This is a genomic window from Stappia sp. WLB 29 (assembly GCF_023507705.1).
Taxonomy (GTDB): Bacteria; Pseudomonadota; Alphaproteobacteria; order Rhizobiales; family Stappiaceae; genus Stappia.
This window is the reverse complement of sequence record NZ_JALBGD010000001.1, coordinates 588,218-611,664: the sequence shown is the minus strand read 5'-3', so window position 1 is coordinate 611,664 and position 23,447 is coordinate 588,218. Positions and strand designations below refer to the sequence as shown.

Here is a 23,447-nt window from a genome sequence, read left to right as displayed (position 1 = left end):
GCGCGTCCGTCTCAGGCCTTCAGCGCGGCAAAGCCTGCTTCCAGATCGGCGCGGATGTCGGCGGTGTCCTCCAGGCCGATATGCAGGCGCACGCCGGGGCCGCCGGTCGGCATCGGCGTTGCCGTGCGTGCGCCCTTGAGCCGGACGGGAATCGCGAGGCTCTCGAAGCCGCCCCAGGAATAGCCGAGGCCGAACAGTTCCAGCGCATCGAGGAAGGCATGGCTCTGCGCCTCGCTGACGCTGTCGACGAAGTCGAAGGCGAAGAGGCCGGAGGCGCCGGTGAAATCGCGCTTCCAGACGGCATGGCCCGGATCGCTCTCCAGTCCCGGATGGCGCACGCGGGCAACCTCGGGACGCGTCGCCAGCCAGCGGGCGATCTCCAGCCCGTTCTCCATGTGGCGACGCAGGCGCACCTCCAGCGTGCGCAGGCCGCGCAAGGCCAGATAGACGTCGTCCGGACCCACATGCATGCCGAGCGCGCCGTGGGTCTCCTTCAGGCCCGGCCAGGCCCGCTCGCTGGCCGCCACCGTGCCGAGCATCGCGTCGGAATGGCCGACCAGATACTTGGTGCCGGCCTGCACCGACAGGTCGACGCCGTGGCCTATGGCGTCGAAGAAGACCGGCGTCGCCCAGGTGTTGTCCATCACGACCAGCGCATCGCGCGCATGGGCGATCTTCGCGATGGCCGGGATGTCCTGCATCTCGAAGGTAAGAGACCCGGGCGCCTCGGTCATCACTGCGCGCGTCTGCGGCCGGAACAGCGCCTCGATGCCGGCACCGATCGCCGGGTCGTAGTAGTCGACCGCAACGCCGAGCCGCTTCAAGGTGGTCTCGGCGAAATGGCGCGTCGGGCCATAGGCGCTGTCGGTGATCAGGACATGATCGCCGGAGGAGAGGCACGACAGCAGCGCTAAGGAGACGGCATTCAGGCCAGAGGCAGCAAGGCGCACGCCGGCCGCGCCTTCCAGCTCGGCCAGCGCTTCTTCCAGTGCATCGGTCGTCGGATTGCCGCGGCGGGCGTAGTGATAGGTCTGGCCGCCGGACAGCATGGTCGCGCAGTCCGGAAACAGCACCGTGGAGGCATGAACGACCGGCGGATTGACGAATCCGTGGAACTCCTCGGGCTTGCGGCCGGCATGGGAGAGCTTCGTCGCAAGACCCCGGGCGCGGTTCGACTGGGAGGCGGACATGCAGTACCTTTCGCGGTGAGTTGACTGGATTTTCGGTTAGCGAAAAATTTTTCGCAAATCGTACCTTACGGTGCGTCGGGTACTTGACCCTTAGCGATAAATGCCATCGAATGCATCCATGAGATGACGGTGGCATCTCCGACGGCCAGAAAACAAGAAGGGCCGCGGACATGCCGGGAGGGGGTTATCCTGTGCCGACACTGCTTTTCGCAGACGCATCATGGCCGCATCCTGATTCCCGCACGCGTGATCTCGAAAAAACCCAGTTTAGACAGGGCAAAAGAGAAGGCTGCATATCCATGACGCATAAACTGATTCCGATCGTGCTCGGCGCGGCGCTCGGCCTGACGGCCACCGCCGCTTCCGCCGCGACGCTCGACGACGTCAAGGCGAAGGGCTTCCTGCAGTGCGGCTCCAACACCGGCCTGGCCGGTTTCGCCGCTCCGGACGACAAGGGCGAATGGACCGGCCTCGACGTCTCCATGTGCCGGGCCATTGCCGCGGCCATCTTCGACGACGCCAACGCGGTGAAGTTCACCCCGCTGACCGCCAAGGAGCGCTTCACCGCGCTGCAGACCGGCGAAGTCGACGTGCTGGTGCGCAACACCACCTGGACGATGAGCCGCGACACGACGCTCGGCCTGAACTTCACCGGCGTCAACTACTATGACGGCCAGGGCTTCATGGTCCGCAAGTCGCTCGGCGTCTCTTCGGCTCTCGAGCTGTCCGGCGCGTCCGTCTGCGTGCAGACCGGCACCACGACCGAGCTGAACCTGACCGACTACTTCAAGGCCAACGGCATGGAGTACAACCCGGTCGTGTTCGAGAAGCTCGAGGAGGTGAACGCCGCCTACGACGCCAACCGTTGCGACGTCTACACGACCGACGCCTCGGGCCTGTACTCGATCCGCCTGCAGCTGACCAACCCGGCCGACCACATCGTGCTGCCGGAGATCATCTCCAAGGAGCCGCTCGGTCCCGCAGTGCGCCAGGGCGACGACCAGTGGTTCAACCTGGTCAAGTGGGTCCATTTCGCCATGCTCAATGCTGAAGAGCTGGGCGTGACCTCGGCCAATGTCGAGGAGATGAAGAACTCCGACAACCCGAACATCCGCCGCCTGCTCGGCGCCGAGGGCGCGTTCGGCGAGTCCATCGGCCTCAGCAACGACTGGGCTGCCCGCATCATCAAGCATGTCGGCAATTACGGCGAAGTCTTCGACAAGACGGTCGGGCCGGACACCCCGCTGGGTATCGCCCGTGGTGTGAACGCACTGTGGACCAAGGGTGGCCTGCAGTACGCTCCGCCGGTCCGCTAAGACGGCATCATCGGTCCCGGCGCGACATTCGCGCCGGGCCTTTTCGAAGTGACGTGCAAACGACAAGCGACCGAGTCCGGAAAACCGGACCGGACGGGCCCGAAACGGGCCAGTCACTGACGGGGTTGCGCTGAACTCAGCGGATATCGGGTAACGCTGAACAACAGCGAACCGGCGAGGGGAACCTGTCTAACATGACATCTGCAAGCTCTGCCGAGCGCGAGCAAGCAGGCGACGGATCCGGCACATCCTGGTTCTACAACCCGCGCGTGCGCGGCGTTGTCTTCCAGGTGCTGGTCGTCGCCTTCCTCCTGGGGATGCTTGCCTTCTTCGCCTACAACGCGAAGATCAACCTGGAACGGGCGGGAATCGCCTCCGGCCTCGGATTCCTGTCCGAGCGCGCCGGCTTCGACATTTCCCAGTCCCTTGTTCCCTACACCAACGACAGCACCTATTTCCGCGCCTTCTACGTGGGCCTGCTGAACACCCTCCTGGTGGCGTCGATCGGCATCGTCATCGCTACGGTGCTCGGTTTCATCGTCGGCATTGCGCGGCTGTCGAAGAACTTCCTGATCCGCCAGATCGCCACCTGGTATGTGGAACTGCTGCGCAACATCCCGCTGCTGCTGCAACTGCTGTTCTGGTACAAGGCGGTACTGTCCGTGCTGCCGTCGCCGCGCCAGTCGCTGGAGCCGGTGTCGGGCGTCTATCTCAACAATCGCGGGCTGATCCTTCCCGAGGTGATCGGCCAGCCGGGATCGTCCGCAATCCTGTGGGCGCTGCTCGCCGCCATTGCCGCCTCGATCGGCATCTCGCGCTGGGCGCGCAAGCGCCAGCAGGAGACCGGACGCCAGTTCCCCAGTCTCCTTGTGGGTCTCGGCCTGATCGTCGGCTTGCCGCTGCTCGCCTTCCTCGTGACCGGCATGCCGGTGGACCTGGCCTATGCGGAGCTTGCCGGGTTCAACTTCCGCGGCGGCGTCGTCGTCATCCCGGAATTCATGGCCCTGCTGCTGGGTCTTGCGCTCTACACGGCGGCGTTCATCGCCGAGATCGTGCGCGCGGGCATCCTCGCCGTCTCGCACGGCCAGACGGAGGCGGCCTATTCGCTCGGTCTGCGGCCGCGGCGGACGCTGCAGCTGGTCATCATCCCGCAGGCGATGCGGGTGATCATCCCGCCGCTGACCAGCCAGTTCCTCAACCTGACCAAGAACTCCTCGCTGGCCGTGGCCATCGGCTATCCGGACCTCGTTGCTGTGTTCGCCGGGACGGTGCTGAACCAGACCGGCCAGGCGGTGGAGGTGATCATCATCACCATGCTGGTCTACCTGACCCTGTCGCTGCTCACCTCGGGCTTCATGAACTGGTACAATTCGCGCATGGCGCTGGTGGAGAGGTAGGGCGATGACCGTGTCGAAAATCGCCTATGTGCGAACCGACGAGGCGCCGCGCATGGCGCCGCCCGTCTCCGAGACCGGTGCGATCGGCTGGATCCGCCAGAACCTGTTCGACAGCGTCGGCAATGCCATCATGACCGTGATCGGCATCGCCATGCTGGCCCTGATCCTGCCGCCGACCATCAACTGGCTGTTCATCGATGCGGTGTGGACCGGCACCGGCCGCGATGCCTGCATCGTGGAAGGGGCAGGGGCCTGCTGGGCCTTCGTCCATGCCAAGTTCGGCCAGTTCATGTATGGCCGCTATCCGGACCCCGAACGCTGGCGGGTGGACCTTACCGGCCTGCTGCTGATCGCCGGCCTGGTGCCGGCGGCGATCCCGCGGGTGCCGTTCAAGCGCGAGACGGTGCTCTACCTGCTCGTCGTCTTCCCGATCGCCGGCTTCATCCTGTTGACCGGCGGCAATTTGGACCTGTCGGGGAGCTTCTGGATCGGCCTTGCGATCATGGCCGTGCTCTCGCTCGCCATCACCGTGCTGATCTGTCGGAATGCGGGCATCGAGCCGCTCTCTCCGCTCAAGGTCGTGGCGGCGATCTACGCGGCGCTGGCGCTGGTCTTCGCCGTCGTCTCCTACGACTTCGGCCTGAGGCCGGTGGAGACGCAGCTGTGGGGCGGCTTGCTGGTGACGCTCGTGGTCGCCATCGTCGGCATCGTCGCCTCGTTCCCGCTCGGCATCCTGCTGGCGCTGGGGCGGCGGTCGAAGCTGCCGGCGGTCAAGCTGGTCTCGGTGATCTTCATCGAGTTCTGGCGCGGCGTGCCGCTGATCACCGTGCTGTTCATGTCCTCGGTGATGCTGCCGCTGTTCCTGCCCGACGGCGTCAACTTCGACAAGCTGCTGCGGGCGCTGATCGGCGTCGCCCTGTTTGCCTCCGCCTATATGGCAGAGGTGGTGCGCGGCGGGTTGCAGGCGATTCCCAAGGGCCAGTACGAGGCGGCCGACGCCATGGGCCTGTCGTTCTGGCAGGGCATCGGCCTGATCATCATGCCGCAGGCGCTGAAGCTGGTCATTCCGGGCATCGTCAACACCTTCATCGGCCTGTTCAAGGACACGAGCCTGGTGCTGATCATCGGCCTGTTCGACCTGCTCGGCATCGTCTCGCTGAACTTCTCGGACGCGAACTGGGCCTCGCCCAACACGCCGGCGACGGGCTTCGTCTTCGCCGCCTTCGTCTTCTGGATCTTCTGCTTCGGCATGTCGCGCTACTCCATCTACATGGAGCGCCGCCTGCACCGGGGGCACGCGCGCTGACGCACGCCCTTCGAAGCCGACACAACGTTTGGAGCTGAGCCATGACTGAAAACGCTGTCGATGCCGCGGACATCACCCCCATCCGCAGCCGGTTGACGGTGTCGGAGACCGACGTCGCCATCGAGATCACCAACATGAACAAGTGGTACGGCGACTTCCACGTGCTGCGCGACATCAACCTGAAGGTGATGCGCGGCGAGCGGATCGTCATCTGTGGCCCGTCCGGGTCCGGCAAGTCGACCATGATCCGCTGTATCAACCGTCTGGAGGAGCACCAGAAGGGCTCCATCGTCGTCGACGGGATCGAACTGACCGACGATCTGAAGAAGATCGACGAGATCCGCCGCGAGGTCGGCATGTGCTTCCAGCACTTCAACCTGTTCCCGCACCTGACGATCCTGGAAAACTGCACGCTGGCACCGATCTGGGTGCGCAAGATGCCCAAGGCGAAGGCCGAGGAAATCGCCATGCACTATCTGGAGCGGGTCAAGATCCCCGAGCAGGCGAAGAAGTATCCGGGCCAGCTGTCGGGAGGCCAGCAGCAGCGCGTCGCCATCGCCCGCTCGCTGTGCATGAGCCCGAAGATCATGCTGTTCGACGAGCCGACCTCGGCGCTCGACCCGGAGATGATCAAGGAAGTGCTCGACGTGATGGTGAGCCTGGCCGAAGAGGGCATGACCATGCTCTGCGTCACCCACGAGATGGGCTTCGCGCGCCAGGTGGCCAACCGCGTCATCTTCATGGATGCCGGCCAGATCGTCGAGCAGAACGAGCCGGAACCCTTTTTCACCAATCCGCAGCACGAGCGGACCAAGCTGTTCCTCAGCCAGATCCTGCACTGAGGTCGGGCGGGCCGCGCTGTCGGGGGGGCACCGCGGACTGCTCGCTCGCCCGTGCATACGGGGGGGCATCGAGGAACGGGGCGCGAGCCGAAAGGCTCGCGCCTTTTTTCGTCTTTGCGGTACGAAAAGCGCGCCGGGAGTGCGCCGGTGCGCGCGGGCGCGCACGCCAATCAGCGGGACAGGGCGGCGCCGCGTCTCAGTTGCGCGGCTGAAGCGGCCAGCAGACGGGGGCCTTCACGGGCAAGGCGCCGTTGAGGCGGTCGGCGAAGGCGAGAGCCTCGTCCAGCTGCATGGCCGGCGCATGCAGCCATCCCTGGATCAGATCGACGCCGCAGGAGGTCACAAGATCGGCCTGGACGCGTGTCTCAACCCCTTCGGCCACCACCTGGTAGCCGAGCTCGTGGCACAGGCCGGTGAGTTTGCGGTAGACGATGCGGCCGCGCTGCTCGGCCGCGCTCAGCAGCAGCGAGCGGTCGAACTTGACGATGCTGACCGGTAGGTCGGCCAGCAGGTTGAAGTTGGAGTGGCCGGCGCCGAAATCGTCGATGGCGACGCCGAGGCCTGCTTTCGCCAGCCTTCGCAGATTGCTGGCGATGGCCGGATCCGAACGCAGTCCGCGCTCGACGACCTCGAAACTGACCGGCATTTCGGCGAAGGCCTGGGCCAACCAGTCGACCGTGGCGTCGTCGGCGATCGTATCGGGATGCAGGTTGATGGAGACGATCAGGCTGCGCCCGGCCTGCTGTACGCGTGCGAGGTCCTGGAGCACCTGCCGGCAGACCCATCGGTCGATCAGATGGGCGAAGCCGGCATTTTCCAGCGTTTCAAGGAAATAGGGGCCGACGAAGCCGCGCCCCTCGACCCATACCCGCAGCAAGGCCTCGAAGCCGACGCAGGCGCCGGTGCGGGAATCGATCTCCGGCTGATAGTGCATGGCCAGCCGGTTCTCGCGCAGAAACTCGACCGCATCGCGCGCCGCTTCGCTGTTGCGCAGCAGTTCCGTGTGGTGGTCGAACACGGCGCGTCCATGCTGGCGGCGCATGTGATCGTCGAAATCGGCTCCGTCATTGAGCAGCGAGGGGCCGAGCGTGTTTTCCCGCAGGCGCCCGTATCTGACCACGAAGGGCGCGTAGAGCAGGATGCTCAATCCCAGCAGCGCCGCCTGCAGCAGCACGGTCCAGACCTCGCCGGTCTGCAGGTAGACGTTGAGGAACATCGGCGTCACCCAGGGCACCTCGGCCGGGTACGCCGTCAGATCGAGATGGGAGATGGCCATCCAGGCAACCATCTGGCAAGCGATGGGAACCACCACAAACGGTGCCAGCAGCCGCAGGTTGAGGACGATCGGCAAGCCGAAGACCAGGATCTCCGAAATGTTGAAGGCGATAAAAGGCAGGGAAACCAGCGCGATGGAGCGCATGTACGGGTTGCGCGAGAACAGCAGGATCGCCAGCGCCAGGCCGAGCGTGGCACCCGATCCGCCGAGATTGACGAACGAGGTCATGAACATGTCGCGCGTCATGCCGCCGGCAATCTCGATCATACCGAAGTCGGGCGGTACGGCGAGATAGGCAAGGTTGGTGCCGTGCAGGCCCAGGAACCAGATGAACTGCGAACCGGCCAGGAAGAGCGCCAGCGCGGCCTCGGACCCGAGGCTCAGGAAAGCCGGGGCGAGCGCGGCATAGACTGCGTCGGCCGCATCGTGCAGCACGCTGAGAACGGCGACGGTGAGAATGAAGCTCACCAGCGCCGGCAGCGCCATGTTCAGCGCGTTCTCCAGATTGTAGCTGAGCGCGCCGTGATGGAGACGCGGGAACGGCAGCCTTGCGCAGGCGCGCAGGACGACGAGCGCAAGCAGGGGGGCGATTACCGCGTTGACGGAGGCGAGCGAGATCGCCTTGACATCGTCGATCGAGGCGGTGCCGTAGGTATCGAAAAAGAAGACGGCAAGGGCGAGGGCTGCGCCCGTCACCCGGTCGATGCGAAAGAGGATCGAAAGTTGATAGGAGACCGAGATCGCCAGCATCACCGGCATGGCGATGTCGAGCAGGCGGCCGATATCGTGAAGGGTGTGATCCGACAGGAAGGGAAGGGCGACGCCGCTGTAGAGAAGCGCAAAGTCGATCAGCCGGATGGCGGAAATCAGAATGATGAAAGGAACGAGCGCGATGAACGCTTCCTGCAAGGAAAAGCGGATGTTTTCGGTGAAACCGACCAACGATTTCATACTCAGGCGCCCGTCTCCCGCAACGAATCCGACATACGGTTCGCAAGCTCGGCAAAGACCCTAATCGTGCAAACGTTAATGTGTCTCGCATAACTGCAAGAAATGCTGAGTTCTCCACTGGCTGAAAGGTTTACGCAGTCAGGAAACGGCGGAACCTGGCGTCAGGCCCCGGGCGCAGGGAGCCGGGTGCGGCCATGTCAAAGCCGCCGGCCGGTTGCCGGCGGCAGTCTCATCGTGCGGTCGTCGGCGGACACGGCAAAAACCGCAGGCGGCGGTATTCCACCGACCGGGAGCTTGCGAGGGCGCGCGGGCCCGGTCCCTGCGATGCGGCAGGCGCGGCTAGCGGGAATTCGCGAGCTGCGGCGCGGGGGCGACGATGCGGGCGGCCTGCTTGCGTCCCCCCTGGGCCCAGAAATAGGACTGGCGCTCCTCCGTCGGGGTGCAATTGTAGCGTTCGCGGTAGCACTTGGTGAAATGCGATGTCGATGCGAAGCCGCAGGCGATGGCGACGTCGAGCACCGGACGGTTGGTCCGCCGCAGCAGGTCGCGCGCCGTCTCCAGCCGCAGCTTCAGATAGTACTGGCCCGGCGTGCAGTCAAAATGGCGGCGGAACAGCCGTTCGAGTTGGCGCGGGCTGAGGTTCACGGTCATCGCCAGCTGCTGGCAGGACAGCGGATCCTCGATATGCAGATCCATGATGCGGATGGCGTCGAGGATCTTGACGTTGGAAATGCCGGTGCGGCTTTCCAGGTCGTGGCGCTGCGCGCTCTCGCCCGAGCGCATGTTCTGGTAGAGCGCGACCTCGGCCACCTCGTGCGCCAGATAGGCGCCGTGCTGGATGGCGATGACGCGCAGCATCATGTCGAGCGCGGCCATGCCGCCGGCGCAGGTGATGCAGTTGCGGTCGATGGCGAAGAGGTCGCCGGAGACCTCGATCTCGGGAAACTCCTCGCGGAAGGAGCGCAGGTTCTCCCAGTGGATGGTGCAGCGGCGCCCGTCGAGCAGGTGGTAGCGTGCCAGCACATAGGAGCCGGTGCAGACCGCACCATAGGTGCGCCCGCGCGCATTCAGCTTGCGCAGCTTGGTGCCGAGTTCCTTCGGCAGCGGCACGCGCTCCACGTCGACGCCGGAACAGATCAAGGTGATATCGGCGTCGTCCAGGTCGTTGATCGAGCCTTGCACGGAGACATGGCAGCCGTTGCTGGCCTGCACCGGATTGCCGTCCACCGAATAGGTCTTCCAGGAGTAGAACTCCTGCCCCAGCACCCGGTTGGCAATGCGGATCGGCTCGATGGTCGAGGTGAAGGCGATCAGCGAGAACTGATCGAGAAGGATGAGGGCCACCGTCTGCTGTTCGGTGGATGCGGCCTGGTCTGCCATGCGCTGTGCCCGAGCTGTGAGGGGCGATCCCCTTAGATCATTGGAAGGTTTTTGCTTTTAATTTCGGTCAGTCTGTGTTCGTGCAACATGCTTGTCAAATAAAAACGGCGCCGAATACATGTATGGCGAAAATGTGCCGACACGCATGAAATAAAGCCGGGCGGCGTCAACAAAACGTCATGGCGATGCGCGGGCGCGACATCGCTTCCACCGCAAAATCCACAGGGGACCAAATTCCGCCTTGCGCAAGTCGGTCGGCTCCTTTAGATACCCCTCACCAGCCGACAGGCCATGGGCGATTAGCTCAGCGGGAGAGCGTTCCGTTCACACCGGAAAGGTCACTGGTTCAATCCCAGTATCGCCCACCATTCCTTCCCGCACGACCAGCCAAACACCTCCCGACAGCGCGACACGCGTCCGGCGTCCGCATTCCTGACAGGGAAGGCGATGGTCGCGGGCGGTCTCACCTTGCGTAAGTTTGCGGCGTTTGCATCGGGTTTACCAGTTGCCGCTTTTTCCCGGAGAGTTCTGTCTTTTCCGCCCGTCCGTAAAGCCTCCCTCAAACCTGCTGCGTCATAGTGGCGGGAAAGAGGAACAGATTCCGGATGCACGGACAGATCGTCAGGACCAGCGCGATGTTGCGAGATGCGAGGCAGCGATCCGGTCGCCCGATGGAGCGGCGGGACGTGGCCGGTGTTGCGGCGATGTTTGCCATGGCATTTCGCAATGGGCGGCACGATCCCGGGCTCGACGCCTATCTGGAAAGCATCTGCTTCGGCAGTCCGCATGTATCGCCGGAGATCGGGAGCCGTGTCTTCGAGAACGAGGCCGGCGCGCTCTGCGCGGCGATTTTGTCGGTGCCGCTGCGTTTTCGCGTCGAGGGGCAGCCGGTGACGGCGCGGCTTCTGTGCAATTTCATGGCTGCCGGCGAGGAGGCGGCGCGCGGTGCGGCTTCCCTTTCCCGGCACTTCCGCGGGCGCCACCACGATTTCCTGTTCACCGACACGTCCTCCGAGGTAAGCGCCGGCCACTGGAAGGCCGGCGAGGGTCGGGTATTGCCGATCCAGAGCCTGGAGTGGCGCCGCTTGTTTCGTCCGCTCCTGGCCGAGGTGCCGCGCCTGCACCGGGCTCTGCGCGGCAGCGTAGGGCAGACGGCGCTGGCGCCGCTGCGGCTGGTCGATGCCGGCCTGCGGCGGCGGTATCCGCGTCTTGTTGCCAAGATGCCGTCGGGGATCGAGGTCGAAGAGGTCGGCGCTGCGCGCTTCCTGTCCGAGGTGCGTCCGATGTTCGGCCGCTTCAGCGTTCACCCCGACTGGGACCAGGCCGAATTCTCCTGGCTGACGGAGATGGTGGAGAGCAATCCGGCGCTCGGCCGGCTCCGGTTCAGCTTGTCACGCGATGCCAGCGGCGCGGTCATCGCGGCTGCCGCCTATTGCGGAGCGGGCCGCGGGCGGGCGACCGTGCTCAATCTCTTGTGCCTGGAAGGGCGCGAGCGCGAGAGCGTGTCCGCATTGCTGGCCGATCTCGACCGGCAGGGGCATTCGGAGGCCTGCGGCATGACTCAGCCCTTCCTGATGCTGGCGCTGCAGGCTCAACCCCATATGGTTTTCCGGCATCGCGGCTATTTCTGTATGGCCGGCCGGATGCCGGCTCTGCATCGGGCGGCCGATCAGGACCTCCTCTATGCGGAAGGTTTGTCGTCCGAGAGCTGGTCGCGGCTGCTCACAGACTTCTGAACGGGCGGAACGTATGCTTTTCAGCGCTCAGCGCGGGCCGGGAAGGCCGGCAAGGGCCGGATGCAACTCGTCGAAATGGTCGATCACCGCGTCGGGCGAAAGCTCGCGCACCGGCACGGCGGTGTAGCCGAAGGTGACGGCGACGACCGGGATGCCAGCGGCGCGGGCCGCGTCGATGTCGGTCTTGCTGTCGCCGATCATCACCGAGCCGGCAAGGCGTGCACCGGCACGCTCGACCGCGCCCAGCACAGGCGTTGCGTCCGGCTTCGGCCGTGCGAACGTGTCGCCGCCGACCAGCGAGTCGAACAGTTCCAGCATCTTCAGGTGGTCGAGAAGCTGACGCGCAATCGGTTCGGACTTGTTGGTGCACACGGCCAGCCGCCAGCCGTCCTTGCGGGCCGTCTCCAGCGCCTCGTGGATGCCCGGGAAGGGCCGGCTGAGCCCTGCGATGTCGGCGGTGTAGAAGGCGATGAAGCGCAGGTAGAGCCGCTCGATCTCGGCCGGATCGGGATCGGGGATGCCGTTGGCCCACAGGGCCTTGGCGATCATCGGCCGGGCCCCGACGCCGAACAGGTGGCCGAGCGTCTCGATCTCGACGCCGGACAGACCTTCCTCGCGCATCACCGCGTTGAGCGCGGCGGCAAGGTCGTGGCGGGTGTCGACCAAGGTGCCGTCGAGATCAAAGACCAGAGCGGGCGTGGAGGCGGGCGTGGTCATGGGCGCTGTCCTGCGTGGTGGCGGTTGCTGCGGCTTATAGCCGGGTGGGCCGCGAGCGGGGAAGGAAATACGAAAACGCCGGCCAAAAGGGCCGGCGTTTCAAGGGGCTGAAGACCGCGGATGCGATCAGGCGATCTCGCTTGTAACGCCGAGACGCTTGTCGAGATAGGAGCCGCACTCGGCCATCAGCTCGTCCATGTGGTTCTCGAAGAAGTGGTTGGCGCCCGGGATGACCTTGTGGTCGATCACGATGCCCTTCTGGGTCTTGAGCTTGTCGACCAGTGTCTGGACGTCCTTGGACGGCACCACCTTGTCGGCATCGCCATGGACGATGAGGCCGGAGGAGGGGCAGGGCGCCAGGAACGAGAAGTCGTGCAGGTTGGCCGGCGGAGCGGCGGAGATGAAGCCTTCCACCTCCGGGCGGCGCATCAGGAGCTGCATGCCGATCCAGGCGCCGAAGGAGAAGCCGGCGATCCAGCAGGAGCGCGCATCGGGATGCACCGTCTGGACCCAGTCGAGCGCGGCAGCGGCGTCAGACAGCTCGCCTTGGCCATGGTCGAAGGAGCCCTGGCTGCGCCCGACGCCGCGGAAGTTGAACCGCAGGACGGCGAAGCCGCGCTTCGCGAACATGTAATAGAGCTGATAGACGATCTGGTTGTTCATCGTCCCGCCGAACTGCGGATGCAGATGCAGGATCAGGGCGATGGGCGCCGTCCGCGATTTCGCCGGCTGAAAGCGGCCTTCGATCCGGCCGGCCGGACCGTTGAAAATCACTTCAGGCATGGACCACCTCGTTCATGGGATATTCGTTCCTTAACTGCGGTTGCCGCGCACCGGGGTCGCGAAAGGTTGCGAAACTCAGGGCTATTGCTTAGTCCGGCTTGACTCGGATGGCCCTGCTTCCTACAACTTCTTTAGAATCGTTCGAAAGTTCACGGCGGACGCCGCATCTCGACCGGTTCACGTCGGCGGTCCGGTCGACCAGTCGTGTCGATCTGTCCGTCCGGCCAGCGTGGTATATAGGGATGTCTTAAACCGATCTCCACGCGGAATTGCAAGAATTGCATCGCGGTAGAAGCGGTCAGGAGCGGTTTTGTCGGTCGAACGGGCCGGGCAGGGCGGTTCCGGCGGAGACATATGACGGTCATGACGTCACGGACGGACATCTATCTCGACCACAATGCCGGGGCGCCCTTGCGTCCGCAGGTGGCCGAGCTCGTCTGCCGCGTGCTGACGCGCACGGGAAACGCGTCCTCGGTGCACGGGCCCGGACGGCGGGCGCGGGGCGCGATCGAGACGGCGCGGGCGCAGGTCGCCCGGCTGTGCGGGGTTCCGGGCGCGCAGGTGAGCTTCACCTCGGGCGCCACAGAGGCAAACGTGACGGCGCTGTCGCCCCTTTGGAAGGACGGGCGCGGCGAGCGGCGGTTCACCCGGCTGCTGGTTGCGGCGAGCGAGCATCCGTCGGTCGCGGCCGGCGGGCGGTTTCCGGCCGAGATGCGCGAGAGCGTGCCGGTCGACGGCCGGGGCCTCGTCGACCCGTCGGCGCTTGCCGCGCGGGCCGCGGAGCTGACAGCGGCGGGCGAGAGCGTACTGGTGGCGGTGATGGCCGCCAACAACGAGACCGGCGTCCTACAGCCGCTGGGCAAGATTTCGGCGGCGCTCAAGGGCAGCGACGCGGTGCTGCATGTGGACGCGGTGCAGGCGGCAGGCCGCATCGCCATCGACATGGACGGCTGGGGCGCCGACAGCCTGGCGCTTTCGGCCCACAAGATCGGCGGCCCGCAGGGCGCGGGCGCGCTCGTGGTGCGCAGGGCAGGGTTGCACCCCACCCCCTTGCTCACCGGCGGCGGACAGGAAAACTGGCGCCGTGCAGGCACGGAGAATGTCGCGGCGATCGCCGGTTTCGGCCTCGCAGCGGAACAGGCCGCCGCGGAACTGGTTGGGTGGGATGAAATTCGGGCCCTTCGGGATGGCATGGAGCGCGAGCTTCGCCATATATGGGCTGACACGGTGGTCTTCGGCGCCGATGCGCCGCGGCTTGCCAACACCAGCTGCTTCGCCGTGCCGGGCGTGGCGGCGGAGACCGCGCTGATCGCCCTCGACCTGGAGGGGATCGCGGTATCGTCCGGGTCGGCCTGCTCGAGCGGCAAGGTCGGCATCTCGCCGGTGCTGTCGGCGATGGGCATAGACAAGGACCTGGCGCGGGGCGCCATCAGGATCAGCCTCGGGCGGCAGACCGCGCCGGAGGAGATCGAACGGTTTCTTGCCGCATGGCGGCGGATATCGGGACGGATCAGGCAGGCAGGCGCGGGACGCGCCGCCTGACGGGATCCGGACCATCACGACCCGGACGCGGCTCGGCTGCGTCCAGCAAGACCCGGGGGCGGCCGGCGGCCGCGCCCATCACATAGTGCGACAACCCGCGGTCCTTGACACCGCAGTGGATGGAGACACGCATGCCTGCAGTTCAGGAAACGATCGACCGCGTCCGGTCGATCGATGTGGATCAGTACAAGTACGGTTTCATCACCGATATCGAGTCCGACAAGGCGCCCAAGGGCCTCAACGAGGACATCATCCGCTTCATCTCGGCCAAGAAGGAAGAGCCGGAATGGATGCTGGAATGGCGGCTGGAGGCGTATCGCCGCTGGCTGACGATGACCGAGCCGACCTGGGCCCGCGTCGAGTATCCCAAGATCGACTTCAACGACATCTACTACTACTCCGCGCCGAAGTCCGCGCCGGGGCCGAAGAGCCTCGACGAGGTCGACCCGGAGCTGCTGGCGACCTACGAGAAGCTCGGCATCCCCTTGCGCGAGCAGGAGATCCTGGCCGGCGTTGAGCCGAAGAACCGCGTCGCGGTGGATGCGGTGTTCGACAGCGTGTCGGTGGTCACCACCTTCAAGGAGGAGCTGAAGAAGGCCGGCGTCATCTTCTGCTCGATCTCCGAGGCGCTGCGCGAGCACCCCGAGCTGGTGAAGAAGTATCTCGGCTCCGTCGTGCCGGTCACCGACAACTTCTATGCGACGCTGAACTCGGCCGTCTTCACCGACGGATCCTTCGTCTACGTGCCGGAGGGCGTGCGCTGCCCGATGGAGCTGTCCACCTACTTCCGCATCAACGAGAAGAACACCGGCCAGTTCGAGCGCACGCTGATCATCGCCGAGAAGGGCGCCTACGTCTCCTATCTGGAGGGCTGCACCGCGCCGCAGCGCGACGAGAACCAGCTGCACGCGGCCGTGGTCGAGCTGATCGCGCTGGATGATGCCGAGATCAAGTATTCCACCGTCCAGAACTGGTTCCCGGGCGACAAGGAAGGCAAGGGCGGCATCTACAACTTCGTCACCAAGCGCGGCGACTGCCGGGGCAAGAACTCCAAGATCTCCTGGACCCAGGTCGAGACCGGTTCGGCGATCACCTGGAAGTATCCGTCCTGCATCCTGCGCGGCGACAATTCGCGCGGCGAGTTCTATTCGATCGCGGTGTCGAACGGTTACCAGCAGATCGACAGCGGCACCAAGATGATCCATCTCGGCAAGAACACGTCGAGCCGCATCATCTCCAAGGGCATTTCTGCCGGCAAGTCGCAGAACACCTATCGCGGCCTCGTCTCGGCGCATCGCAAGGCGTCGAACGCGCGCAACTTCACGCAGTGCGACAGCCTGCTGATCGGCCAGGATTGCGGGGCCCACACGGTGCCCTACATCGAGTCGAAGAACGCGACGGCCGTGTTCGAGCACGAGGCGACCACCTCGAAGATCTCGGACGACCAGATGTTTTACTGCCAACAGCGGGGGCTCTCCGACGAGGAAGCGGTGGCGCTGATCGTCAACGGCTTCGTCAAGGACGTGATCCAGCAGCTGCCGATGGAGTTCGCCGTCGAGGCGCAGAAGCTGATCTCCATTTCGCTCGAAGGCTCGGTCGGCTGACGCCGGCCGACCGCCTCGCATCGCACATCCAGAATACCGACGGACATCATCATGCTTGAGATCAAGAACCTGCACGCCCGCATCGCCGAAGACGGCACCGAGATCCTGCGCGGCATCGACCTCGTCGTGAAGCCGGGCGAAGTGCACGCCATCATGGGCCCGAACGGCTCCGGCAAGTCGACGCTTTCCTACATCCTCGCCGGCAAGGACGACTACGAAGTCACCGAAGGCGACATCGTCTACAACGGCCAGAGCCTCTTGGAGCTGGCGCCGGACGAGCGCGCCGCCGCCGGCGTCTTCCTCGCCTTCCAGTACCCGATCGAGATCCCGGGCGTGGCGACCATGACCTTCCTGAAGACGGCGCTCAACGCGCAGCGCAAGGCGCGCGGCGAGGAGGAGCTGTCCACGCCGGAATTCATGAAGCGGGTCAAGGACAAGGCCGGCGAACTTCAGATCACCATGGACATGCTGAAGCGGCCGCTTAACGTCGGCTTCTCCGGCGGCGAGAAGAAGCGCGCCGAGATCCTGCAGATGGCCTTGCTGCAGCCCTCGCTCTGCGTGCTCGACGAGACCGATAGCGGCCTCGACATCGACGCGCTGAAGGTCGTGTCGGACGGCGTCAACCGCCTGCGCGGCCCGGACCGCTCCTTCGTGGTGATCACCCATTACCAGCGCCTGCTCGACCACATCGTCCCGGACGTGGTGCACGTCCTGTCGAAGGGACGCATCGTCAAGACCGGCGGCCCGGAGCTGGCGCTGGAGCTGGAGAAGAACGGCTACGCCGACTTCGTCGACGCGGCCGCGTGACAGGTCAGGAAACAGACATGACCATCGAACCACGCACCCTGGAAACCAGGGCCGAGACCGACCTGGCCGAGGCCTATTACCGCGATCGCGACGCCCTGCCGGGCGGTGCGGCGGTCGCCGAGATCCGCAAGTCGGCCTTCGATGCCTTCCGCAAGAGCGGGCTGCCGCATCGTCGCGTCGAGGAGTGGAAATATTCCGACCTGCGCGCAAGGCTGAAGAGCGTTCCGGCCTTTGCCGCGCGTCGCAGCGACGATGAGGCCAAGGCGGCCGTTGCCGCGCTCGACGACGTCTACGGCGCGGCAGACCGTTACCGCCTCGTCATCGTCGACGGCCACTTCCACGCGGGCCTCTCGGACGTTGCAGCGCTGGCTGCGGCCGGCGCGAGCGTGCGCCCGCTCGCCGAGGCGCTTGTCGAGCAGGGCGAGAGCCTGATGCAGCTGCCGGAGATCGCCGCAGGCGATGCGGCGACGGGCCTCAACGCCGTGTTCTGCGCCGACGGCCTCGTGCTGTCGCTGGCCGAAGGCGCTTCGCTCGACAAGCCGGTCGAGATCGTTCACGCGCTGTCGGCAGCTGCCGCCAGCACCAGCGAACGGGTGATCGTGACGGCGGCCAAGGGCGCCAAGGCGATCGTGCTGGAGACCTTCGTCGGCGGGGCGGAGGGAAGCTTCTCCAACACGCTGACCGACATCCGCGCAGGCGACGAGGCGGAGGTGACCGTCGCTCGCCTGCAGGCAGAGGCCGCCGGCACCACCCATATCGGCACGGCCGTCGTGACGCTCGGCGCCGAGACGAAGGTCAAGCTGATCGGCGCCGGCATCGGGTCGGGCTTTGCCCGGCACCAGTCCTTCATCGCCTTTACCGGCGAGGGGTCGCGCGCGGACCTGCTCGGCATCACCATGGTGCGGGCCGGCCAGCATGTCGATCAGACGCTGGTGGTGGACCACGCCGTGCCGCATTGCGACAGCCGCGAGCTGTTCAAGACCGTGGTGGGCGAGGGTGCCAAGGGCATCTTCCAAGGCAAGATCATCGTCCGCCCGCACGCGCAGAAGACCGACGGTCAGATGATGACCCAGTCGCTGCTCCTGTCGGACGACGCGGAGATGTCGCTGAAGCCGGAGCTGGAGATCTTCGCGGACGACGTGCAGTGCGCGCATGGCGCGACGAGCGGCCAGATCGACGAGGACCTGCTGTTCTACCTGCGCTCGCGCGGCATTCCGGAGGCCGAGGCCCGCACTCTGCTGGTTCTCGCCTTCCTGTCCGAAGCAGTCGAGGAGATCGGCGAGGAGATCGTCGTGGAGGCCTTCGAGGAGCGCATCCGCGCGTGGCTGGACGCCGGGGCCTAAACCCCGACGCCAAAGGTTGTGGGGGCATAAAAGCCCGACGACACGCTTTCGGGGCCCAGGGCCCCGGCAGCACCGTACAGGCCGGGGCACGCGCCCCGGCGAAGCGGGAGTACGCAGATGACGTCGATGACCGATCCCGGTGCCGTTGCAAGCGCCCCCTATGACGTGATGGCGGTGCGCCGCGACTTCCCGATCCTGTCGCGCGAGGTCTACGGCAAGCCGCTCGTCTATCTCGACAACGGCGCCTCGGCCCAGAAGCCGCAGGCGGTGATCGATGCGGTGACGAAGGCCTATTCGCACGAATACGCCAACGTCCATCGCGGCCTGCACTACCTGTCGAACACGGCGACCGAGAATTTCGAGGCGGCGCGCGAGACCGTGCGCCGCTTCCTCAACGCGCCGTCGCAGGACGAGGTGATCTTCACCCGCTCGACGACCGAGGCGATCAACCTGGTCGCTCAGACCTTCGGCGCGGAACGGGTCGGGGAGGGCGACGAGATCGTCCTGTCGATCATGGAGCACCACTCCAACATCGTGCCTTGGCACTTCCTGCGGGAACGGCAGGGCGCGGTGCTGAAATGGGTCTATGTGCGCGAGGACGGGACCTTCGACATCGAGGCGTTCGAGGCGGCTCTGTCGCCCAGGACGAAGCTGGTGGCGATCACCCAGATGTCGAACGTGCTGGGCACCGTGGTGCCGATCCGCGACATCTGCCGGATCGCCCATGCGCGCGGCATTCCGGTGCTGGTCGACGGCAGCCAGTCGGCGGTGCACATGCCGGTCGACGTGCAGGATCTCGGCTGCGACTTCTTCGTCTTCACCGGCCACAAGGTGTACGGCCCGACCGGCATCGGCGTGCTGTGGGGCAAGATGGAGCATCTGGAGCGGATGCGTCCGTTCAACGGCGGCGGCGAGATGATCCTCGATGTCACCGAGGACATGGTAAGCTACAACAGCCCGCCGCACCGCTTCGAGGCCGGCACCCCGCCGATCGTCCAGGCCATCGGCCTGGCGGCGGCGCTCGACTACATGGACACGCTCGGCCGCGAGCGGATCGCCGCGCACGAGGCGGCGCTTCGCGACTACGCGCATGAGCGGCTGAAGCAGATCAACTCGATCCGCATCTTCGGCGAGGCGCCGGACAAGGGCGCCATCGTCGCCTTCGAGATGAAGGGGGTGCATGCGCACGACGTGTCGATGATCATCGACCGCGAGGGCGTGGCCGTGCGGGCCGGAACCCATTGCGCGCAGCCGCTGCTGGCACGATATGGAGTGACCTCGACATGCCGGGCGAGCTTCGGCCTCTACAACACGTTCGACGAGGTCGACAGACTGGTCGAGGCGCTGCAGAAGGCCCACGACTTTTTCGCATGAGGGCGAGATGAGCGAAGACCAACTGACGCAGGACGAGGACGCCCAGGCCGAGATTTCGGCCACCGGCTCCGCCTTTTCCGAGGACGAGCTGAAGCGCCTGACCGACGACATCGTCGGGGCGCTGAAGACCGTCTACGATCCGGAAATTCCCTGCGATATCTATGAGCTGGGCCTGATCTACAAGGTCGATATCGAGGACGACCGTTCGGTCGCCATCGACATGACGCTGACCGCGCCGGGCTGCCCGGTCGCCGGCGAGATGCCGGGCTGGGTGGAAAACGCCGTCGGGGCGGTGCCGGGTGTCGGCGACGTCAACGTGCAGATGGTGTTCGATCCGCCGTGGACGCCCGACCGCATGTCGGAAGAGGCCAAGGTGGCGCTCAACTGGTATTGAGCGGCGCCCGGCCCTATATTCGAGGGTAACGCGGGTGCATCTTGCACCTGCTAGTGTGGTGAATTTGAAATACGCCTCGTTTTGGCAGCGACCGTCAGAGCGTATTTCAAATTCGAAAACCACACTAGAAACATAAACTTGCTAGTCACCCTTTTAAATCTGAAGTTCGTTCAGAGCACGCCGCCAAATGTGACGAACTTCAGATTCGGGTGACTAACCGCTAGAATCGGGGAAACGAGTATGGGTTCCAGATTCCAGGTCCTGAAGCTGACGGACGCCGCCGCCGAGCGCGTGCGCGAGATCGTCGGCAATTCGGCCAAGCCCGTTCTCGGCCTGCGCGTCGGGATCAAGAAGGGCGGCTGCGCCGGCATGGAATACGACATGAGCCTCGTCGAGGAGGCGAAGCCGGGTGATGACGTGATCGACGACAAGGGCGTCAAGATCTTCATCGAGCCCTCGGCGGCGCTGTTCCTGCTCGGCACGGAGATGGATCACGAGGTGACGAAGTTCCGCTCCGGCTTCGTGTTCCGCAATCCCAACGAGGTCTCGGCCTGCGGCTGCGGCGAGTCCGTCTCGCTGAAGCAAGCGGACGCGGAGGCGTTCGGGGCGCAGGGCTGAACGGCCGATCAGAGCTTTGGAGACACAAAACCCGCCGGACGCGACCGTCCGGCGGGTTTTTTCGTTTCCGCGCTTCAACGATCCCGCAGGGCCTTCAGCAGGGTCTCGATCTCCACTTCGGTATTGTAGGCGTGGAGCGAGGCGCGCAGGACCGCGTCGAGGCCGCGCCGTGGCAGGTCGATGCGTGCGGAGGAGGCGGAGGAGACCGAGGTGTTGATGCCGGTCGCCGTGAGGCGCGCACGCGTTTCCGCCGGACTTTCGCCTTCCACTGTCAGCGTGACGATGCCGCATTTGCGCGTGCCCCGGTCGTGCACCGCGACACCCGGGAGCTTGGCGAGTTCGCTGCGCAGCAGGGCGGCAAGGGCCGAGATGCGGTCCTCCAGCCGTTGCGTCCCGGTCTCCAGCGCATAGCGCACGGCAACGCCGAGACCGATCTGGCCGGCGAAATAGCGCTCCCAGTTTTCGAAACGGCGCGCACCGTCGACGAGGCGGTAGCTGTTGGCATCGATCCATTCGCTCGCTTCCAGGTCGATGAAGGCGGGCTCCAGCTGATCGAGCACCGCGTCCGAGACATAGAGGAAGCCGGTGCCGCGCGGCCCGCGCAGATACTTGCGCCCGGTGCCGGAGAGCATGTGGCAGCCGAGCCGGGCGACGTCGAGCGCGATCTGGCCGGCGGACTGGCAGGCATCCAGCAGGTAGAGCAACCCGTGGCGGCGGGCGATGGCGCCGACTTCCTCCGCCGGATTGACAAGGCCGCCGAAGGTCGGAACATGGGTGAGGGCGATCAGCCGGGTCTTCGGGGTGATCGCCGCCTCCAGCGCCTTCAGGTCGATCTGGCCGGTCGCGTCGTCGTCGATCAGGTCGATCTCGATGCCGGCGCGGGCCTTCATCTGCAGGAGCGCGACGTAGTTGGAGACGTATTCGGCGCGGCCGGTGATCACCCGGTCGCCGGGGCGGAACGGGATCGAGTAGAAGGCCATGTCCCAGGCGCGGGTGGCATTCTCGACATAGGCAATCTCGTGCGGGGCGGCGCCCAAGAGCGCGGCGATGGCCGGGTAGAAGTCGGCGACCGCATGGGCGGCCCGGTCGGCGGCCTCGTAGCCGCCGATCTCGGCCTCGAGATCGAGATGCGCCTTGACGGCGGCAAGGACCGGGGCGGGCGGCAGGCTGGCGCCGGCATTGTTGAAGTGAACGAGGCGGGCGGCCGCCGGCGTGTCGGTGCGCAGGCGGGCAGTGTCGGCGTCGGTCCAGCCTGAAGATTGCGCGCGGGGGATGGTGGTCATGGGCGGGGCGATCCTCTAGGCAGGAGAGATGGACGGAAAAGGCGGGGGCCGTACGGTCCCGTTGCCGCTGGATTGCAGCTTACGGAAACGCAGGGCATGACCATCACGTATTTCGGTTACGGATCGCTCGTCAACACGCGCACACTGGGACCGCAGGCGGTGGCGGAGGCCGGCACGCTGTCAGGCTGGCGCCGCGAATGGCGCGCCTGGTGGCGCCCGGCGGGGGCCGAGAACCTGCCGAAGGTCTGCACGCTGACCGTTCGCCGGGCGGAGGATACGGCGATCCGCGGAGTGATGGTCAGCGAGCCGGCCGAACGGCTGGCCGAACTCGACGCGCGCGAGCGGCGCTATCGCCGGATCGACGGCATCGGCCCGTCCTTCCGCCGCGACAAGGATGGAACGGCGGGAGCCGCGAGCGCCTTTCTCTATGAGGCGGACAGCGAGATCCGACGGCCGGGCAACGACGAGCACCCGATCCTGCAGAGCTACGTGGACTGCGTGCTGGCCGGTTTTCACGCCTTCTGGGGCGAGGAGGGCGTGCGCCACTTCATCGAGACGACGGATGGCTGGGACGCGCCGATGCTCGCCGACCGCAGCGCGCCGCGCTATCCGCGCGCACAGGTGCTGGACGCGGACCTGCTGGCGCTGTTCGACGGCCTCCTGGCCGGTACGGGGCTGCGCTACATCAACCCGTAAGACATGCGCCGGAGCAGTCAAGACCGCTCCGGCGCACCATGTCACTTCAGTTCGGTCACGGTGATCTTGCCGTTCACCCGGCCGGCGACGAATTCGATCTCCTTGCCTTCCTGCAGCCGCTCCCACATCGCCTCGTCGGCAACGCGAAAGACCATCGTCATGGCCGGCATGTCGAGGGACTTCAGTTCCTCATGGATGATCGTCACCTTCTTTCCGCGAAGGTCGACCTTCTTCACAACGCCCTTGGTGAACTCTGCGGCGAGCGCGGTGGAGGCTCCGGAGATGAGGAGCAGGGTTGCGACGAGTGCTGTTGCGAGTTTCATGTCAGGTCTCCTTGCTCAGCGGCCGCCGACGACGAGATCGCCGCGCATGCCGGAATCGTAGTGGCCCGGGATCAGGCAGGCGAACTCGAACGAGCCGCCATTCGCGAAGGTCCAGATGATCTCGCCGGTTTCGCCCGGTGCGAGACGCACGGAGTTCGGGTCGTCGTGCTCCATGTCCGGAAAGCGTTCCATCAGCTCCTTGTGCTCCATGACGCCCTTTTGGTCGTCGAGGACGAACTCGTGGTCGATCTCTCCGGCATTGGCGATGGCGAAGCGGATTGTCTCGCCTGTCTTGAACTCCAGGCGTGAGGGCTCGAACAGCATGCGGCCGTCGTCGCTCTCCTTCATGGTGACCTCGATGGTGCGGCTGACATCTGCGGCCTTTCCCGGCTTGCCGACCGACATCATCGCGTCGTGATGGCCGTCGGAATTGTCATGGCCGTGTCCACCGGAGTGGCTTCCGGCTGCAAGCGCGGCGCCCGCGCCAAGTGCAAGGACGCAACCGGCGGCAAAAGCGCTCGTACGGATCAGTCTCATTCGGTCTTCCTTTCTGCGTGGGATGGGAGCGG

The 23,447-nt window shown here is 65.6% G+C and carries 21 protein-coding genes and 1 tRNA gene; 14 read left to right on the top strand and 8 right to left on the bottom strand.

Annotation, left to right across the window (positions count from 1 at the left end):
* Positions 1-11: 11 nt before the first annotated feature.
* Complete coding sequence (gene metC / locus MNI96_RS02815) at positions 12-1,190, bottom strand: cystathionine beta-lyase (protein ID WP_249690192.1); 1,179 nt, start codon at positions 1,188-1,190, stop codon at positions 12-14.
* 299 nt (positions 1,191-1,489) lie between these two features.
* Between metC and MNI96_RS02810 the strand changes: the two genes are divergently transcribed.
* The 4 genes from MNI96_RS02810 (at position 1,490) to MNI96_RS02795 (ending at position 6,051) form a co-directional block, all read left to right on the top strand.
* Positions 1,490-2,506 (top strand): amino acid ABC transporter substrate-binding protein, encoded by a 1,017-nt coding sequence (locus MNI96_RS02810; protein WP_249690190.1) that lies wholly within the window; start codon positions 1,490-1,492, stop codon positions 2,504-2,506.
* 194 nt (positions 2,507-2,700) lie between these two features.
* Positions 2,701-3,903, top strand: coding sequence for an amino acid ABC transporter permease (locus tag MNI96_RS02805; RefSeq protein WP_249690188.1), 1,203 nt, complete (start codon positions 2,701-2,703; stop codon positions 3,901-3,903).
* A gap of 4 nt (positions 3,904-3,907) precedes the next feature.
* Positions 3,908-5,209 (top strand): amino acid ABC transporter permease, encoded by a 1,302-nt coding sequence (locus MNI96_RS02800; protein WP_249690186.1) that lies wholly within the window; start codon positions 3,908-3,910, stop codon positions 5,207-5,209.
* A gap of 41 nt (positions 5,210-5,250) precedes the next feature.
* The gene (locus tag MNI96_RS02795) at positions 5,251-6,051 is read left to right on the top strand and encodes an amino acid ABC transporter ATP-binding protein (RefSeq protein ID WP_283776288.1); all 801 of its coding nucleotides are present in this window, start codon (positions 5,251-5,253) and stop codon (positions 6,049-6,051) included.
* 196 nt (positions 6,052-6,247) lie between these two features.
* Here the strand turns inward: MNI96_RS02795 and MNI96_RS02790 are convergent, their stop codons facing one another.
* Together MNI96_RS02790 and MNI96_RS02785 are read right to left on the bottom strand one after the other, a co-directional pair.
* A complete protein-coding gene (locus MNI96_RS02790; protein WP_249690184.1) occupies positions 6,248-8,278 on the bottom strand; it encodes an EAL domain-containing protein in 2,031 nt (676 codons plus the stop codon).
* A gap of 339 nt (positions 8,279-8,617) precedes the next feature.
* A complete protein-coding gene (locus tag MNI96_RS02785) occupies positions 8,618-9,658 on the bottom strand; it encodes a GlxA family transcriptional regulator (protein ID WP_158192501.1) in 1,041 nt (346 codons plus the stop codon).
* A 293-nt stretch (positions 9,659-9,951) separates the two neighbouring features.
* On the opposite strand from MNI96_RS02785, the gene MNI96_RS02780 reads away from it, so the two are divergent.
* Together MNI96_RS02780 and MNI96_RS02775 are read left to right on the top strand one after the other, a co-directional pair.
* Positions 9,952-10,026, top strand: a tRNA-Val gene (locus MNI96_RS02780).
* A gap of 345 nt (positions 10,027-10,371) precedes the next feature.
* The gene (locus MNI96_RS02775; protein ID WP_249690182.1) at positions 10,372-11,394 is read left to right on the top strand and encodes a GNAT family N-acetyltransferase; all 1,023 of its coding nucleotides are present in this window, start codon (positions 10,372-10,374) and stop codon (positions 11,392-11,394) included.
* 27 nt (positions 11,395-11,421) lie between these two features.
* Here the strand turns inward: MNI96_RS02775 and MNI96_RS02770 are convergent, their stop codons facing one another.
* Complete coding sequence (locus MNI96_RS02770; protein WP_249690181.1) at positions 11,422-12,111, bottom strand: HAD family hydrolase; 690 nt, start codon at positions 12,109-12,111, stop codon at positions 11,422-11,424.
* A 126-nt stretch (positions 12,112-12,237) separates the two neighbouring features.
* A complete protein-coding gene (locus MNI96_RS02765) occupies positions 12,238-12,894 on the bottom strand; it encodes an alpha/beta hydrolase (protein WP_120267749.1) in 657 nt (218 codons plus the stop codon).
* Between the two features lie 363 nt (positions 12,895-13,257).
* Between MNI96_RS02765 and MNI96_RS02760 the strand changes: the two genes are divergently transcribed.
* The 7 genes from MNI96_RS02760 to sufA all read left to right on the top strand — a co-directional run bounded on the left by MNI96_RS02760 (position 13,258) and on the right by sufA (position 20,576).
* Positions 13,258-14,436, top strand: coding sequence for a cysteine desulfurase family protein (locus MNI96_RS02760; RefSeq protein ID WP_249690179.1), 1,179 nt, complete (start codon positions 13,258-13,260; stop codon positions 14,434-14,436).
* 131 nt (positions 14,437-14,567) lie between these two features.
* A complete protein-coding gene (gene sufB, locus MNI96_RS02755) occupies positions 14,568-16,040 on the top strand; it encodes a Fe-S cluster assembly protein SufB (protein WP_249690177.1) in 1,473 nt (490 codons plus the stop codon).
* 51 nt (positions 16,041-16,091) lie between these two features.
* Entirely contained in the window at positions 16,092-16,847 is a 756-nt protein-coding gene (gene sufC / locus MNI96_RS02750) for a Fe-S cluster assembly ATPase SufC (RefSeq protein ID WP_249690175.1), read from the top strand.
* 17 nt (positions 16,848-16,864) lie between these two features.
* The gene (gene sufD / locus MNI96_RS02745) at positions 16,865-18,190 is read left to right on the top strand and encodes a Fe-S cluster assembly protein SufD (RefSeq protein WP_249690173.1); all 1,326 of its coding nucleotides are present in this window, start codon (positions 16,865-16,867) and stop codon (positions 18,188-18,190) included.
* A gap of 126 nt (positions 18,191-18,316) precedes the next feature.
* Positions 18,317-19,564: a cysteine desulfurase gene (locus MNI96_RS02740; RefSeq protein ID WP_249690401.1), complete on the top strand. Its 1,248-nt coding sequence runs from the start codon at positions 18,317-18,319 to the stop codon at positions 19,562-19,564.
* Positions 19,565-19,571: 7 nt separating this feature from the next.
* Positions 19,572-19,958 (top strand): SUF system Fe-S cluster assembly protein, encoded by a 387-nt coding sequence (locus tag MNI96_RS02735; protein WP_249690171.1) that lies wholly within the window; start codon positions 19,572-19,574, stop codon positions 19,956-19,958.
* 240 nt (positions 19,959-20,198) lie between these two features.
* A complete protein-coding gene (gene sufA, locus MNI96_RS02730; RefSeq protein ID WP_249690169.1) occupies positions 20,199-20,576 on the top strand; it encodes a Fe-S cluster assembly scaffold SufA in 378 nt (125 codons plus the stop codon).
* Positions 20,577-20,650: 74 nt separating this feature from the next.
* Here sufA and MNI96_RS02725 read toward each other — a convergent pair whose 3' ends face one another.
* A complete protein-coding gene (locus MNI96_RS02725; protein ID WP_249690167.1) occupies positions 20,651-21,859 on the bottom strand; it encodes an aminotransferase class V-fold PLP-dependent enzyme in 1,209 nt (402 codons plus the stop codon).
* Between the two features lie 96 nt (positions 21,860-21,955).
* On the opposite strand from MNI96_RS02725, the gene MNI96_RS02720 reads away from it, so the two are divergent.
* Entirely contained in the window at positions 21,956-22,555 is a 600-nt protein-coding gene (locus MNI96_RS02720; RefSeq protein WP_249690164.1) for a gamma-glutamylcyclotransferase, read from the top strand.
* Between the two features lie 41 nt (positions 22,556-22,596).
* On the opposite strand, the gene MNI96_RS02715 is transcribed toward MNI96_RS02720, so the two are convergent.
* Both MNI96_RS02715 and MNI96_RS02710 read right to left on the bottom strand, forming a co-directional pair.
* Positions 22,597-22,878 carry a copper-binding protein gene (locus MNI96_RS02715; protein ID WP_249690162.1) on the bottom strand — a complete coding sequence of 94 codons (282 nt, stop codon included), beginning with the start codon at positions 22,876-22,878 and terminating at the stop codon, positions 22,597-22,599.
* Positions 22,879-22,893: 15 nt separating this feature from the next.
* Positions 22,894-23,415 carry a cupredoxin domain-containing protein gene (locus MNI96_RS02710; protein ID WP_249690160.1) on the bottom strand — a complete coding sequence of 174 codons (522 nt, stop codon included), beginning with the start codon at positions 23,413-23,415 and terminating at the stop codon, positions 22,894-22,896.
* Between the last annotated feature and the right edge of the window lie 32 nt (positions 23,416-23,447).